This is a genomic window from Roseateles sp. SL47 (assembly GCF_026625885.1).
In the GTDB taxonomy this organism is placed as follows: Bacteria; Pseudomonadota; Gammaproteobacteria; order Burkholderiales; family Burkholderiaceae_C; genus Roseateles.
Map to the genome: position 1 here is coordinate 3,238,014 of NZ_CP113068.1, position 13,968 is coordinate 3,251,981.

Below are 13,968 nucleotides of genomic sequence, written 5' to 3' on the forward strand. Positions count from 1 at the left end.
TCCTGTGGACATTCTTTTTCTGCTGATTCCGATGTCGGTGGTGCTGGTGCTGCTGATTCTGGGTGTTTTCGGGTGGGCTTTATACAACGGTCAGTGGGAATCTGAGGATTTGGATCGCGAAGGGCGACGAATCCTGGAGGACGAGTCATAAGGTTGATTCCCATCAAAGCACTCCCAGTGCCGCTGCCAAAAAATGACTGTGAGATCCAAATAGATTGGTCAAGGAGCGTCAATGAGTGGGGTTCTAAGCAAGGACGGGATGGCACCTCCCAGCTATGACGATGGCGTGGTACGCGCCTTCGCTCTGGCTTCGGTGCTGTGGGGGGTTGTGGGCATGTTGGTGGGGGTGATCATTGCCGCCCAACTGACTTGGCCGGAGTTGAACTTCGGCATCTCCTGGTTGAGCTATGGCCGCCTGCGGCCGCTGCATACCAATGCAGTCATCTTCGCCTTCGGCGGTTGTGCCCTCATGGCCACCGCCTTTCATGTGGTGCAGCGCACCTGCCACACCCGGCTGTTTGCCCCCAAGCTGGCCTGGTTCACCTTCTGGGGCTGGCAGACCGTCATCGTGCTGGCGGCCATCACCCTGCCGCTGGGCATCACCAGCGGCAAGGAATACGCTGAACTCGAATGGCCCATCGACATCCTGATCACCCTGGTCTGGGTGAGCTATGCGGTGGTGTTCTTCGGCAGCGTTGGCATCCGCAAGGTGCGTCACATCTATGTGGCCAACTGGTTCTTCGGCGCTTTCATCATCGCCGTGGCCCTGTTGCATGTGGTGAACAGCGCGGAAATCCCGGTCAGCCTCTTCAAGAGCTACTCCGCCTATGCCGGCGTGCAGGACGCCATGGTGCAGTGGTGGTATGGGCACAATGCCGTGGGCTTCTTCCTCACGGCCGGCTTCCTGGGCATGATGTACTACTACATCCCCAAGCAGGCCAACCGCCCGGTCTACAGCTACCGGCTGTCCATCGTCCACTTCTGGGCGCTGATCTTCACCTACATGTGGGCGGGCCCCCACCATCTGCACTACACGGCGCTGCCGGACTGGGCGCAGAGCGTGGGCATGCTGTTCTCGCTGGTGCTGCTGGCGCCGAGCTGGGGCGGCATGATCAACGGCGTCATGACCCTCAGCGGTGCCTGGCACAAGCTGCGTGACGACCCCATCCTCAAGTTCCTGATCGTGGCCCTGTCGTTCTACGGCATGTCCACCTTCGAGGGCCCGATGATGTCCATCAAGACGGTGAATGCGCTCTCGCACTACACCGACTGGACCATCGGCCACGTGCACAGCGGTGCGCTGGGCTGGGTCGGCCTGATCTCCATGGGCGCGCTGTACCACCTCATCCCGCGCATGTATGGCCGCACGGCGATGTACTCCACCCGGGCCATTGAACTGCACTTCTGGATTGCCACCATCGGCATCGTGCTCTACATCGCCGCCATGTGGATTGCCGGCGTGATGCAGGGCCTGATGTGGCGCGCGGTGAACCCGGACGGCACGCTGGTCTACACCTTCGTGGAAAGCGTCAAGGCCACCTTCCCGTTCTATGTGGTGCGTCTGCTGGGCGGTCTGCTCTACCTGAGCGGCATGTGCCTGATGGCCTGGAACGTGGTGATGACGGTGCGTGTGGGCACGGTGCGCCCGCAGCCTATCCCCGCCCAAGGGATGACGCCGGTGGCGGTGGGTTCCGCTGCTGCTGCCGCCTGAGCCCACCACAAGAACAAGGAGAGAGTCATGGCACAAGCCCATGCAAAGCCGGTTGGTCACGAGCGCATCGAGACCAGCAACTTCCTGATGATCGTGCTGGTTCTGCTCACCGTGGTGGTGGGTGGCCTGATCGAGATCGTGCCGCTGTTCTTCCAGCGCTCGACCACCCAGCCGCTGGAAAACCTCAAGCCCTACACCGCGCTGCAACTGGCCGGGCGGGACGTCTACATCCGCGAGGGTTGCTACAACTGCCACTCGCAGATGATCCGCCCGCTGCGGGCCGAAACGCTGCGCTACGGCCACTATTCGGTGGCTGGCGAGTCGGTGTATGACCACCCCTTCCAGTGGGGCAGCAAGCGCACCGGGCCGGACCTGGCCCGTGTCGGCGGCAAGTACAGCGATGAATGGCATCGCCTGCACCTGAACAACCCGCGCGACCTGGTGCCCGAGTCCAACATGCCGGCCTATCCGTGGTTGACCACCGGCCAGATCGACCCCGCCAGCATGGCGCCCCGCATGAAGGCGCTGCGCACCGTGGGTGTGCCCTACACCGATGCAGAGATCGCCGCTGCGGGCGACGAGGTGAAGGGCAAGACCGAAATGGAAGCCGTCATTGCCTATCTGCAGGTGCTGGGCACCGCCATGAAGCGCTGAGGAGGATGTGATGCCAAGCTTTGATCTCAACCTTCTGCGCGCGGCGGTCACGCTGCTGTCTTTTGTGATGTTCCTGGCCATCGTCGTCTGGGCCTACTCGAAGCGCAACAAGCAAGAACTGCAGGCGCTGGGTCAGTTGCCTTTCCTGGGCGACGAACAGATGCCCGAAGGAGTCCGACATGAGTGATTTCTTTTCCAACGGTTGGTCGGTCTTCATCATTGCCGGCACCATCGGCGGGCTGGTGTTCTGCCTGGCCCTGCTCATCATCGCCAGCCGTCGCCGTGTGATGGCCAACGATGACACCACCGGCCATGTCTGGGATGAAGACATCCGTGAAATGAACAACCCGCTGCCGCGCTGGTGGATGGGGCTGTTTGTGCTCACCATCGTCATTGCAGGCATCTACCTGGCGCTGTATCCCGGCCTGGGCAGCTATGCCGGCACGCTGGGCTGGTCCAGCGACCGTCAATATCAGGACGAGCAGGCCAAGGCGCAGCTGGCCATGCATCAGGTGTATGCCCGGTTTGACGGCATGCCGGTGGAAACGCTGGCCCGCGATGCGCAAGCCCAGGGCATTGGGGAACGCCTGTTTGCCAACAACTGCGCGGGTTGCCATGGTGCGGATGCCAAGGGGTCCAAGGGTTTTCCCAACCTGACCGACAACGACTGGCTGTATGGCGGCGACGCCGACACCATCATCCAGACCATCACCCAAGGCCGTCAGGGCATGATGCCCCCGATGGCGGCGGCGGTGGGCACGGGTGAGGATGTGCGCAACCTGGCCAACTATGTGCTGAGCCTCTCCGGCAGCCCGCACAACTCGGTGGCGGCTGCGCTGGGCAAGCCCAAGTTCGCGGCCTGCGCCGCCTGCCACGGCATGGACGGCAAGGGCAATCAGGCCCTGGGTGCCCCTAACCTGACCGACAAGATCTGGCTGCACGGCTGGGGCGAAGACGCCATCGTGGCGATGGTGAACAACGGCAAGCACAACGTGATGCCGGAGCATGGCTCCCGGCTGAGCGGCGAGCAGATCCGCGTGCTGGCGGCCTATGTCTGGGGCAAGTCGCACAGCGCAGCCGCCAATACGGCCGAAGCTGCACCGGCAGTGTCCGTCGCGGCCAAGCAGTAACCAGGCTGTGTGATGCACAAACCGCTTGAGGTGAATGAGCGCAAGACTGTGTCGCTGTATGCGGCACAGCCCAAGATCTACCCGCGCGCTGTCCACGGCTGGTTTGCCGTTTGGCGCTGGGCGCTGGTGTTCGCCACCCAGGCGGTGTTCTACGGGCTTCCCTGGTGGAACTGGAACGACCGCCAGGCCGTTCTGTTCGACCTGGAAGCCCGGCGATTCTTCATCTTTGACCTGGTCCTGTATCCGCAGGACCTGGTCTACCTCACGGCGCTGCTGCTGATTTCAGCCTACGCGCTGTTCCTGTTCACGGCGGTGGCCGGTCGCTTGTGGTGCGGTTATGCCTGCCCGCAGACCGTCTACACCGAAATCTTCCTCTGGATCGAGCGCCACACCGAAGGGGACCGTGGCGCCCGCATCCGCCTGGACCGCGCGGGGTGGGGCGCCGAGAAGCTGCTGCGCAAGGGTGCCAAGCATGCCGGCTGGCTGGCCGTGTCACTCTGGACCGGCTTCACCTTCGTCGGTTACTTCACCCCCATCCGCACGCTGGGCGACGTCACCCTGCAAGGCCTGCTCGGCGGCTGGCAGACGTTCTGGATCCTGTTCTATTCGCTGGCCACCTACGGCAATGCCGGTTTCCTGCGGGAACAGGTCTGCAAGTACATGTGTCCGTATGCGCGCTTCCAGAGCGCCATGTTCGACAAGGACACGCTGGTCATCAGCTACGACAACAGTCGCGGCGAGCCGCGGGGCCCACGCTCCAAGAAGCAGGGCGTGGCCGACTTGCAGGCTGCGGGTGTGGGCAGCTGTGTTGATTGCAAGCAATGCGTGCAGGTGTGCCCCACCGGCATCGACATTCGCAACGGCCTGCAATATGAGTGCATCGGCTGTGCCGCCTGCATTGACGCCTGCAACGGCGTGATGGACAGCTTTGAATATCCCCGCGGACTGATCCGCTACGCCACCCAGAACGGCATCAACAAGGGCTGGACGGCGGCGCAGCAATGGCGCCGGGTGTTCCGCCCCCGTGTGCTCATCTACACCACCATCCTGCTGCTGCTGTCGGCCGGCATGGTGTTCAGCCTCGCCACCCGGTTGCCGTTCCGCGCCGACATCGTGCGGGACCGCGCCGCGCTGGCGCGCCAGGTGGAAGATGGCTACATCGAAAATGTCTACCGGCTGCAGCTGATGAACGCCAGCGGCGACACGCTGCGTTTGAAGCTGGAAGTGACGGGCCTCCCCACGCTGGCCTTCAGCAGCCCGCCCGCCATACATGCGCTGGCGCCGGCAGAAGCCCGCTGGGTGACCGTGGCCCTGCGTGTGCCACCGGAAACGGCGGCGCAGCTCAGCGCGGGTGCGCACCCCATGCAATTCCGCATCCTCCAGGTGGCGCCCGATGGCACACCGGGTCGGGTGCTGGTCGAGAAGTCGACCTTTGTCATTCCCCGTTGAAGGAGTCCCACCATGTCCCTGGCCGCCTCTGCACCCTCCGCAGCTCCTGCCGTGCTCGCATCGTCCCTGGGGGACGCGGGCCGGCAGGCCTCGTCCGGCCCCTGGTGGCGGCATCCGATGATGTGGCTGGTGGTGGGCGGGCCCACTCTGGTGGTGGCAGCCAGTGTCATCACCCTGACCCTGGCCATCCGCCATGCGGACCCGGTGGTCAACCATAGCGACCAGGGCGGTTCAGCCCATGTGTCCGCCGAGGACGCGGGGACTGACGAACATGCGCGCACGGTGCGTACCTTGGGCACCGTCAGCGCCACCAGCACCAGCACCAGCACCACCACCACCACCACCACGACGCAGGCGCCGGACCCCGCCCTGCAACCGGCCATGAAGGCCCGCAACCATGCGGCCACCGGCGGCCAGGAGCACTGACATGACCCAGCGCCTCGCCACCCCAGACACCCCAGACACCCACGCCTGCAGCAACACTTGCGCGAACCGCTGCCACTGCAGCAAGGCGCAGGCCCCGGCCGAGGGGGCGTCTCCTCCACGCACCCGCAGCCTGGTGGACGCCGAACTGCTGCGCCGTTTTGACGTCTCCGGCCCGCGCTATACCTCGTATCCGACAGCGGACCGGTTCTCCGATCAATACACGGCGGACGGTCTGGTCCAGGCGTTCCGCGAGCGTGCCGTCTCCGAGCGTCGGGACGAGCCGGTGTCGCTGTATGTTCACATCCCGTTCTGTGAATCGGTCTGCTACTACTGCGCCTGCAACAAGGTCATCACCAAGCACCATGACCGGGGTGCCCCGTATCTGGACAAGCTGCAGGCCGAGCTTCGGCTGATTGCCCAACACCTGCCCGCTGGCACCCCGGCGAGCCAACTGCACCTGGGCGGTGGTTCTCCCACCTTCCTGTCCGACGCCGAAATCGTGCGCCTGATGGACCTGCTGCGCCAGCAGTTCTGCCTGACCGACGATGCGGAAATCTCCATCGAAGTCGATCCCCGCACCGTGGACGCCACGCGGCTGGCGGCCCTGCGCGAGATGGGCTTCAACCGGTTGAGTCTGGGCATCCAGGACTTCGACGCGGATGTGCAGCGCGCCGTGCACCGCGAGCAGTCGTATGACAGCGTGGCTGCGCTGATGAGCACCGCACGGGCGCTGGGTTTCCAGTCCATCAATGCAGACCTGATCTACGGCCTGCCCAAGCAGACTGCGGCCTCCTTCGCCCGCACGATTGCGCAGGTTTCGACCCTGCGGCCGGACCGCATTGCCTTGTATGGCTACGCCCACCTGCCGGAGCGCTTCAAGCCGCAACGTCGCATCGATAGCGACGCCCTGCCAACGGCCGGGGACAAGCTGCAGATGCTGTCGCACGCGCTGAGCGGCTTGCTGGGCGAGGGCTACACCTACATCGGCATGGACCACTTCGCATTGCCGGAAGATTCGCTTGCGGTGGCCAAGCGGGAAGGGCGCTTGCAGCGCAATTTCCAGGGCTACAGCACCCAGCCGGACCGCGACCTGATTGCGCTGGGCGTGTCGGCCATTTCTCGGATCGGCGCGCACTATTCGCAAAACGCCAAGGAACTGGACCTGTATGAAGAAGCCTTGTCCTCCGGCCGTCTGCCGGTGGAGCGTGGCCTGACGCTGGATGCCAACGACCTTCGCCGCCGCGACATCATCATGACGCTGATGTGCCAAGGCCGGTTCGACATGGCGGCCTTTGAGCGTCAGCACGGCTTGCCGTTTGCGCAGGAGTTCCAGCCCGAGCTGGAGCGACTGGCCCAACTTCAGCACGACGGCTTGGTGACCGTGTCGGACACCCTGATCGAGGTCACCCCGCTGGGCTGGTACTTTGTCCGCGCGGTCGCCATGGTGTTTGATCAATACCTGCGCCGTCCGCGTGCAGCCCAGGCTGAAGCGGTGCCTGTGCGCTTCTCGCGCATCCTCTGAGCCAAGTCGCCGCCATGCTGGACCTCGCGCTGATGGGCTCGGCCTTCCTGATGGGGGTGGCGGGCAGTGTGCATTGCGTGGCGATGTGTGCTGCCCCCTGTGCGGCGGTCACGGGCGGGCGGGGGGCTCCGGCGGTGGCCTTCCAGACCGGGCGGCTGCTCAGTTACGCGCTGGCGGGGGCGGTAGCGGCCTCCAGCATCGGGTTGCTGTGGCAGTGGGAACAGGTGGCGGCCTGGCTCCGGCCGCTGTGGCTGGCACTGCATCTGGCGGTGCTGGCGCTGGGGCTGTGGCTGGTCTGGCGCGGGGAGCAACCCCTGTGGATGCAGCGGCGTTGGGGCGGTTGGACATCTTCGGCCGCAGCGCAGCGCTGCGCTCCAGTGGTGGCGACCCCACGGTCGAACGGCGGGGCGGGCAATGGGGCGAAAAATGGGGCGGGCAAAGGGGCGAGCAAGGGGATGATCCCAGGGGCCGCCGAGGTTTCCCGATCGGGGGCCGATAGAGCCGGGGGGCGTTGGGTCGTCCCCATCCTCCCTGTGCTGGCGACAGCGGGGCCTGTGGGCACCGCTGCGGGCGTCTCTCTGGCTTCTCCGATGTCCACCGCGTCCTTGTCGACCTCGGCATGCACGGCATCAACGGCATCCACGGTGTCAACGGCTTGTACGGCAGCAACGGCATCATCGGTGGGGCCGCCAGCCCAGCGGTCCGCGGGCGCCTGGCGGCCTGCCTTGGCTGGCCTGGCCTGGGTGGCATGGCCATGCGGTTTGTTGCAATCAGCCTTCCTGGTGGCGGCTTTGGCCACCAGCCCGGTGACAGGGGGGCTGGTCATGGCGGCCTTCGCCTTGGGGTCTTCTCCCGGCTTGTGGGCGGGCCCGTGGCTGCTGCGCCGGCTGACTGTATGGCGTACGGCGCAGAAGACCCGCCCCCCATCTGGCGACCTTTCCAAGGACTCCGGCGCTTCCGACATGTCCGGCGATTCCGGCGATTCCGGCGCGGCCGGTCTGCGCTGGGCCACACGGCTGTCGGGGCTTTTCCTTACGGCGGCGGCGCTGTGGGCCCTGGGGCATGGGCTGTGGATGCAGATCCGCGCGTATTGCGGTTAGGGCCATCCGAGACATCCGGCAGCAGTGGCGGCTGCTGTCATAGAATCGGCGCTTCCGGTTAATCACCCACCACCACGCGATTCGCGGAGACGACTCCATGTACCAGCACATCAAGGTGCCCGAGGGCGGGCAGAAGATTACGGTCAACGCCGACTTCTCGCTCAACGTTCCCAACAACCCCATCATCCCGTTCATCGAGGGTGACGGCACTGGTTTTGACATCACCCCGGTGATGATCAAGGTGGTGGACGCTGCTGTGGCCAAGGCCTACGGCGGCGCCAAGAAGATCCACTGGATGGAAATCTACGCCGGTGAGAAGTCGACCAAGGTCTACGGCCCGGACGTCTGGCTGCCGGAAGAGACCCTGAAGGTCCTGAAGGACTACGTCGTGTCCATCAAGGGCCCGCTGACCACCCCGGTGGGTGGCGGCATCCGCTCGCTGAACGTGGCGCTGCGCCAGGAGCTGGACCTGTACGTCTGCCTGCGCCCGGTGCGTTGGTTCAATGGCGTGCCTTCTCCGGTCAAGGAACCCGAGAAGACCGACATGGTCATCTTCCGTGAGAACTCGGAAGACATCTACGCCGGCATCGAATTTGAAGCCGAGTCGGACAAGGCCAAGAAGCTGATCAAGTTCCTGCAGGAAGAGTTCGGCGTCAAGAAGATCCGCTTCCCGGAAACGTCGGGCATTGGCGTGAAGCCGGTGTCGCGCGAAGGCACGGAGCGCCTGGTGCGCAAGGCCATTCAATACGCCATCGACAATGACAAGCCCAGCGTGACCATCGTTCACAAGGGCAACATCATGAAGTTCACCGAAGGTGGCTTCCGTGACTGGGCCTATGCGCTGGCACAAAAGGAATTCGGTGCTGAGCTGATCGACGGCGGCCCGTGGTGCAAGTTCAAGAACCCGAAGACCGGCAAGGACATCGTGGTGAAGGACAGCATCGCTGACGCGTTCCTGCAGCAGATCCTGCTGCGCCCGGCCGAGTACTCGGTGGTGGCCACGCTGAACCTGAACGGCGACTACATCTCCGACGCGCTGGCAGCCCAAGTGGGCGGCATCGGCATCGCCCCGGGCGCGAACCTGAGCGACTCCGTCGCCATGTTCGAAGCCACCCACGGCACGGCTCCGAAGTACGCTGGCAAGGACTACGTGAACCCCGGTTCCGAAATCCTGTCGGCTGAAATGATGCTGCGCCACATGGGCTGGACGGAAGCGGCAGACCTGATCATCTCGTCGATCGAGAAGGCCATCCTGTCGAAGAAGGTCACCTATGACTTCGCCCGCCTGCTGGACGGCGCCACGCAAGTGTCGTGCTCTGGCTTTGGGCAGGTGATGATCGAGAATATGTGAGCACCTGCCCGGTGGTGAACCGGGTTGGCTCTGAAACCCCAGTGCATTGATTTGCCTGGGGTTTTTTCATGTCTGTCGGTGACTGATTGTGAAGGGTCATGCCCCTAAAATGGGGCCATGATCGGGGCCACTAAAAAGCGCCATGGCCCCATTGGGGAGGAACATGGCCCAATTGCGGCACGTCAACTACACACTGAAGCCAACTTCTATCGAGGCCGCGAAGCCCAAGGAAAAGGCCTACAGCCTCACTGATGGTGGCGGCTTGATCCTAGAAGTGCTGCCCGGCGGCTCAAAGGTGTGGAGGTTCAAATACCACCACCTCGGCAAGCGGGAGAAGGTGACCATTGGGCCTTACCCCTCGTGGAGCATCAAAGACGCCAGGAACGAGCACGAGAGGTTGCGGGAGCAGCTGCACAAGGGAGAAAGTCCGGCGAAGGCCAAGCAGTCCCAGAAGGCGGAAAGGCTCGCAGCGGAAGCGCGGGCGGTGACCTTCAAAGCATTTGCGCAGGAGTGGGCAGAAGAGAAGTTGATGCACCTGAGCGAGGCCTATCGAGCCAAGACAATTGGTTGGCTAGATTCGGACATCTACCCTGCGATTGGTCGGCTGCCCCTTGGGGAGGTGACAGCGCACCACATCCTTGACCTGATCGAAGGTCGAAAGGCAACGCCTGTCACCGCAGACCGCCTTCGCGCCGTCGTTCAGCAGATCTTCGCGTTTGCTGTGATCAAACGCCGTGTCACGAGCAACCCTGCAGTCGGACTGGTTGGTGCGGTGAAGGTCCCTCCGGTGAGACACCACACGCACCTCACCGAACTACAGCTCGGCGCCTTCTGGCGAACTGTCGATCTGCAGGGTGCCCACGCCTCGACCGTTTTGGCCACAAAGTTGCTCGCGTTGACGATGGTGCGCAAGATGGAGTTGCTCCGGGCGAAAAAGACCGAATTCGACTTGGAGGCAGCAATCTGGGATGTGCCTGCTGAGCGGATGGAGATGCGCCGGCCGCATCGCGTCTATCTCTCCCGCCAGGCGGTTGAATTGCTCCAGCAACTCTTTCACTTCACCCAAGGCAGTCCCTACCTGGTGCCGTCCATCCATCGAAACACCACACATATGGCAGAAGCGACGCTCAATCACTTCTTCAAGCGAATGGATATCGGTGTCGAAGACTTCAGCCCTCACGGCCTGCGAGGAACCGCGGCAACGATGTTGCGGGAGGCCGGGTTTGGCAAGGACGTTGTCGAACTTTTGTTGGCCCATGCCGAGCGCGACAAAACGGTCGCTGCCTACAGCCATCATGAGTTGCCCGAAGAACGTCGCCGTGCACTTCAGTGGCTGGCGGATCGCATCGAGCTGCTGGCCTACGGCGCGAAGGTCGTTCCCATCGCGGCGTAGGGTGACGGGGATCCTCCAGCGATCAGGCAGCCCCTGTCATATCGTTGTCTGCGCTGCCGATCTTTAGTACGACCTCGATTGGCCATACCCGAGTCTTTCGACCGAGGAGTTGGCCAGGGGGCACCTTGCCCTGTTCCACCCATTTCAGCCAGGTACGAGGCACGATTGGAAGAAGTCCGGGTCGGCCGGCTTTGCGGTCCCCACAGATGTCCTTGACGCGCAACAGAGCTCCGGCGGGGTATTTGATGAGAGATTGCGACATTAGTGGTCTATCAAAGGTTGGCTGATTTCAGAATGCGGCTGGTCTTGGCGGGGTCGCTCGCTTGCCCGAGCCCTGGGATGCACCCGGAGGCAAGGCAGCGCACGTAAGGGTCATCAGAAGCACGCATAGCAGCGATGCGCTCGCTGGATTTTCGAGATGCAGCGGAAGCCTGGCGCCCTTTGGGACTGGTCGCCTCCAAGGCGATCTGGCCGACGTAGTTGCGGTCGAACGGGCTCAATTGGCCACCCCTTGATATAGCTCCACGCCGGCGACGTCGTCCAACCGCACGGCCCCGGCTCGCACTCTTGCTGCGAGGTAGTCCGCGCCAGCCTGCGCACGGAGCCCTGCCAACGGGAACCTCATCAGCAACTCGCTAGCCTCCTGCACTGCCGCCCAAATGGGCTCAGCAAGCACAGCTCGCCAGCGGCAGTCGTTGACCGCAAGCTGCACGAGGTTGCGCAGGACTGTGTGCTGGTGGCGTGCAGTCTCGCTGCCCTCCAGTTCCTGCAGCGCGATCTCGGCGCCCATGCCGACGATCCATGCGAGGTGTGACAACAGGCCCTTGGCCTGTTCGCCTTCATTCGTCAGGAACAGCTCGATGCCGACGCTGCGGACATGGGGGCGCGGCGCCGTGGTTCTTCGTTGTCTTGCATGGTTGCCGTGGGGTTGCCTCTCCTTGCTTTTGGGTTGCCGACTGGTTGCCGACGGGTTGCCGGGCAGTTGCCGGATGGTTTGCGAGTGCCTTGGTGATGGCCTGTCGAGAAACGGTGACGCCCTGGCTGGCCAGCCATGTCCGCATCTCCTGATGCGTGTAGCCGGCCTGGTCGAGTTGCTGCAGAGCGTCGAGGTAGGTGCTCAGAAGCCCCCGCCGCGCAGGGGGATGGGCCTGCATCCACTGGTCAAGCTCCGGAGCGCTCATGTGAGGCCCTCCTGCTTCCTGCTGGCTGTGACGGGTGGGTGGCGGACCAACTCGGCGAGGGCTAACCCCAGCGAGGCGCCGAATGCGGCGTTGACCTGGTCAAACTGATTGACCCGCAGCCGTTGACGTTCCAGGTCGAAGGTCTGCCGAACATCGGTGGCGTGCCACGGCGTGTAGGGCTTGTTGAGAATGGGCATGGCCATGCTCGGGCTCCTCAGGATTTGGACTTGTTGCGCTCAAAGACCCAGCACCAGACAGCGGTGGACTTGACCTCCCGCTGCTCGTCGAGCTGGGCCCGGATGGCACTGTTGACGTTGCGTGTATCGACAAAGCGATGCCGGCGGCTGGTCCGCAGGTACTTCTTGAGGTCCCCGATGGAGGGAACCTGTTGACCGCGCTCGCGGGCCACCTGGATGAAGTGATTCAGGCTGACAGCGATTTCGTCATCCGGCTTGCGCGAGTGATTCAGCGGTGCGCCGCCGCTGTCCAGGTAATCGAAGGCCTCCCAGAACTCCTGCACCAGCGGGTGGTCGCTGTTGATCGCCTGTTGTCGCTGGACCGCCATGGCCACGATCTGGCTCTGGAGCGCAGCGTGCTGATCGTCGGTGAGGGGGACAACAAGGCGGAGCGCATCGGACAGGGCGAGTAGCTGTGCGTGGTTCTTCGCAACGCGCGTGCTCTTGATCTCCGGGTTGGCTTGCAGCGCGGCCTCATGTTCAGGCGTCCGCGCGGCCAGCGTCTTGAGGATCTCTGCCTCGCGCTGCGCTGCCAGGAGGATGAACCCGCTGACCTCCTCCACGGGGAGGCTTTCCAGTTGAACGGCAGCTTCGCGAGTCTTGGGTGTCTGGCCCTTGCGGTCGAAGGTGAGATGCACGATCCGCTGCAGGATGGCGTCGGATGCTGCAACCTCGTTGTTTTGACTGATGACGATGGCGCCTCGGAAGGGCGGCTCGTAGGTTTCATTGCCGCCTGTCGCCATGCCACGGGCCCGCACCGAGCGGCCGTTGAAGGCGGTCTTCAGCTCGTCCCAGTCGAAACCCTTCACGTGGGGGCCCTTGTCGCCGCCCACACGCTCACGGTCGCTCTCGATGAGTACCACCGGGAGGTTGGAGACCTGCGCGAAATTGCGGGCGCGTGCAGCGAGGGAAGACTTGCTCGGGTCGAAACCCTCGTAATCGCGCCGGCCACACAGCTTCCACATGAACTCGATCAGCGTGGACTTGCCCGCGCCGGCCTCGCCGACCACCTCCAGGAAGGGAAACGACTTCTGGGTGGCGCGGATCTGCTCGGCGAATAGAGCGCCCAACCAAAAGGTGAGGGCATGTAGACGTCCGTCAGGCGGCCAGCACCATCCCTGGCGCCATTGACCTGGCGGGCCACTCCCAGCATGTGATCTTCAAAGCTGGCGAAGTCACGAATGGCGACGGCGATAGGCGCCCCTATGGCGGCCCCAGTCGCTCCCATGGCGACCCCTGCACCGGCTACCTTCGCTTGAAGCGCCTGGGAGCGCTCCAGGGCGTGGGAGGCGGCTGCGCTGCGCCGTTTGTGTTCGGCCTGGCTCTGAAGCGCAGCAGTCTGCCGCTCGATGCTGGCGGTGGTCGCTGCCATGTTGGCCCGCAATTCGCGCTCGTGGGTCGCGAGCGCGCTGGTGCTGACTCCCGCAGCAGAGAACCGATCCCGCAGCACCTGGACCTGTGCGGCTTGGCGTTGCTGCTGTTCGCTAAGTTCGCGGGTTGCCTGGCGCGCGGCCTGGAGCTGCGCGACCATGGCCTTGGTGGGAGGGCCGGATTGGTTCAGCTCCCGTGCCAGGCGAGAAGCCTTCTCGCGAGCGTTCTCTAGCCTGGCGCTGGTGGCCTCCAGGCCGGTGCGCAGCTCCCGGAATTCGCCGATGGCCTTTTGCTGCGAGCTGAGTTCCTTGAGCCTCTGGCGGGTATCCCGTAGCGCCTTGGCGGTTGCTGTGCTGTCGCTGTTGATGCGCTTGAGTGGCGCTGTGGCGCGGTCGATTGCTTGCAGGATCACCTGCAGGCGCAGGTCGCTCATGGCCATGGCGA

Annotated in this window: 16 protein-coding genes; 11 read left to right on the plus strand and 5 right to left on the minus strand. The window is 63.9% G+C overall.

Annotated elements, in window-relative coordinates; all coding sequences use genetic code 11:
* Positions 1-4: 4 nt before the first annotated feature.
* From ccoS to OU995_RS14265, 11 genes are all read left to right on the plus strand, one after another.
* On the plus strand, positions 5-151 hold the full coding sequence (gene ccoS / locus OU995_RS14210; RefSeq protein ID WP_267830690.1) for a cbb3-type cytochrome oxidase assembly protein CcoS: 147 nt from the start codon (positions 5-7) through the stop codon (positions 149-151).
* 81 nt (positions 152-232) lie between these two features.
* Positions 233-1,711, plus strand: a complete 1,479-nt coding sequence (ccoN, locus tag OU995_RS14215; protein WP_267830691.1) for a cytochrome-c oxidase, cbb3-type subunit I — start codon at positions 233-235, stop codon at positions 1,709-1,711.
* A 27-nt stretch (positions 1,712-1,738) separates the two neighbouring features.
* The gene (gene ccoO / locus OU995_RS14220; RefSeq protein WP_267830692.1) at positions 1,739-2,365 is read left to right on the plus strand and encodes a cytochrome-c oxidase, cbb3-type subunit II; all 627 of its coding nucleotides are present in this window, start codon (positions 1,739-1,741) and stop codon (positions 2,363-2,365) included.
* A 10-nt stretch (positions 2,366-2,375) separates the two neighbouring features.
* Positions 2,376-2,552, plus strand: coding sequence for a cbb3-type cytochrome oxidase subunit 3 (locus OU995_RS14225; protein WP_267830693.1), 177 nt, complete (start codon positions 2,376-2,378; stop codon positions 2,550-2,552).
* The gene (gene ccoP / locus OU995_RS14230) at positions 2,545-3,495 is read left to right on the plus strand and encodes a cytochrome-c oxidase, cbb3-type subunit III (RefSeq protein ID WP_267830694.1); all 951 of its coding nucleotides are present in this window, start codon (positions 2,545-2,547) and stop codon (positions 3,493-3,495) included. The genes OU995_RS14225 and ccoP overlap by 8 nt, the downstream gene beginning before the upstream one ends.
* A gap of 12 nt (positions 3,496-3,507) precedes the next feature.
* A complete protein-coding gene (gene ccoG, locus OU995_RS14235) occupies positions 3,508-4,944 on the plus strand; it encodes a cytochrome c oxidase accessory protein CcoG (protein WP_267830695.1) in 1,437 nt (478 codons plus the stop codon).
* Between the two features lie 12 nt (positions 4,945-4,956).
* The gene (locus OU995_RS14240; RefSeq protein WP_267830696.1) at positions 4,957-5,370 is read left to right on the plus strand and encodes a hypothetical protein; all 414 of its coding nucleotides are present in this window, start codon (positions 4,957-4,959) and stop codon (positions 5,368-5,370) included.
* Position 5,371: 1 nt separating this feature from the next.
* Positions 5,372-6,892, plus strand: a complete 1,521-nt coding sequence (gene hemN, locus OU995_RS14245) for an oxygen-independent coproporphyrinogen III oxidase (RefSeq protein ID WP_267830697.1) — start codon at positions 5,372-5,374, stop codon at positions 6,890-6,892.
* 14 nt (positions 6,893-6,906) lie between these two features.
* Positions 6,907-7,992 carry a sulfite exporter TauE/SafE family protein gene (locus OU995_RS27580; protein ID WP_420714729.1) on the plus strand — a complete coding sequence of 362 codons (1,086 nt, stop codon included), beginning with the start codon at positions 6,907-6,909 and terminating at the stop codon, positions 7,990-7,992.
* Positions 7,993-8,089: 97 nt separating this feature from the next.
* Positions 8,090-9,343, plus strand: a complete 1,254-nt coding sequence (icd, locus tag OU995_RS14260; RefSeq protein ID WP_267830698.1) for an NADP-dependent isocitrate dehydrogenase — start codon at positions 8,090-8,092, stop codon at positions 9,341-9,343.
* Between the two features lie 163 nt (positions 9,344-9,506).
* A complete protein-coding gene (locus tag OU995_RS14265; RefSeq protein WP_267830699.1) occupies positions 9,507-10,736 on the plus strand; it encodes a tyrosine-type recombinase/integrase in 1,230 nt (409 codons plus the stop codon).
* 496 nt (positions 10,737-11,232) lie between these two features.
* On the opposite strand, the gene OU995_RS14270 is transcribed toward OU995_RS14265, so the two are convergent.
* Genes OU995_RS14270 through OU995_RS14290 form a run of 5 tightly spaced genes read right to left on the minus strand, consistent with a single transcriptional unit; the run spans position 11,233 to position 13,963 of the window.
* Complete coding sequence (locus OU995_RS14270; protein WP_267830700.1) at positions 11,233-11,526, minus strand: hypothetical protein; 294 nt, start codon at positions 11,524-11,526, stop codon at positions 11,233-11,235.
* Positions 11,527-11,575: 49 nt separating this feature from the next.
* Positions 11,576-11,917: a hypothetical protein gene (locus tag OU995_RS14275; protein WP_267830701.1), complete on the minus strand. Its 342-nt coding sequence runs from the start codon at positions 11,915-11,917 to the stop codon at positions 11,576-11,578.
* Positions 11,914-12,120, minus strand: a complete 207-nt coding sequence (locus OU995_RS14280; RefSeq protein WP_267830702.1) for a hypothetical protein — start codon at positions 12,118-12,120, stop codon at positions 11,914-11,916. Before OU995_RS14280 ends, OU995_RS14275 begins: the two co-directional genes overlap by 4 nt.
* Before the next feature lie 11 nt (positions 12,121-12,131).
* Positions 12,132-13,223, minus strand: a complete 1,092-nt coding sequence (locus tag OU995_RS14285; RefSeq protein ID WP_267830703.1) for a hypothetical protein — start codon at positions 13,221-13,223, stop codon at positions 12,132-12,134.
* A complete protein-coding gene (locus OU995_RS14290) occupies positions 13,127-13,963 on the minus strand; it encodes a hypothetical protein (RefSeq protein WP_267830704.1) in 837 nt (278 codons plus the stop codon). Before OU995_RS14290 ends, OU995_RS14285 begins: the two co-directional genes overlap by 97 nt.
* Positions 13,964-13,968 lie beyond the last annotated feature (5 nt).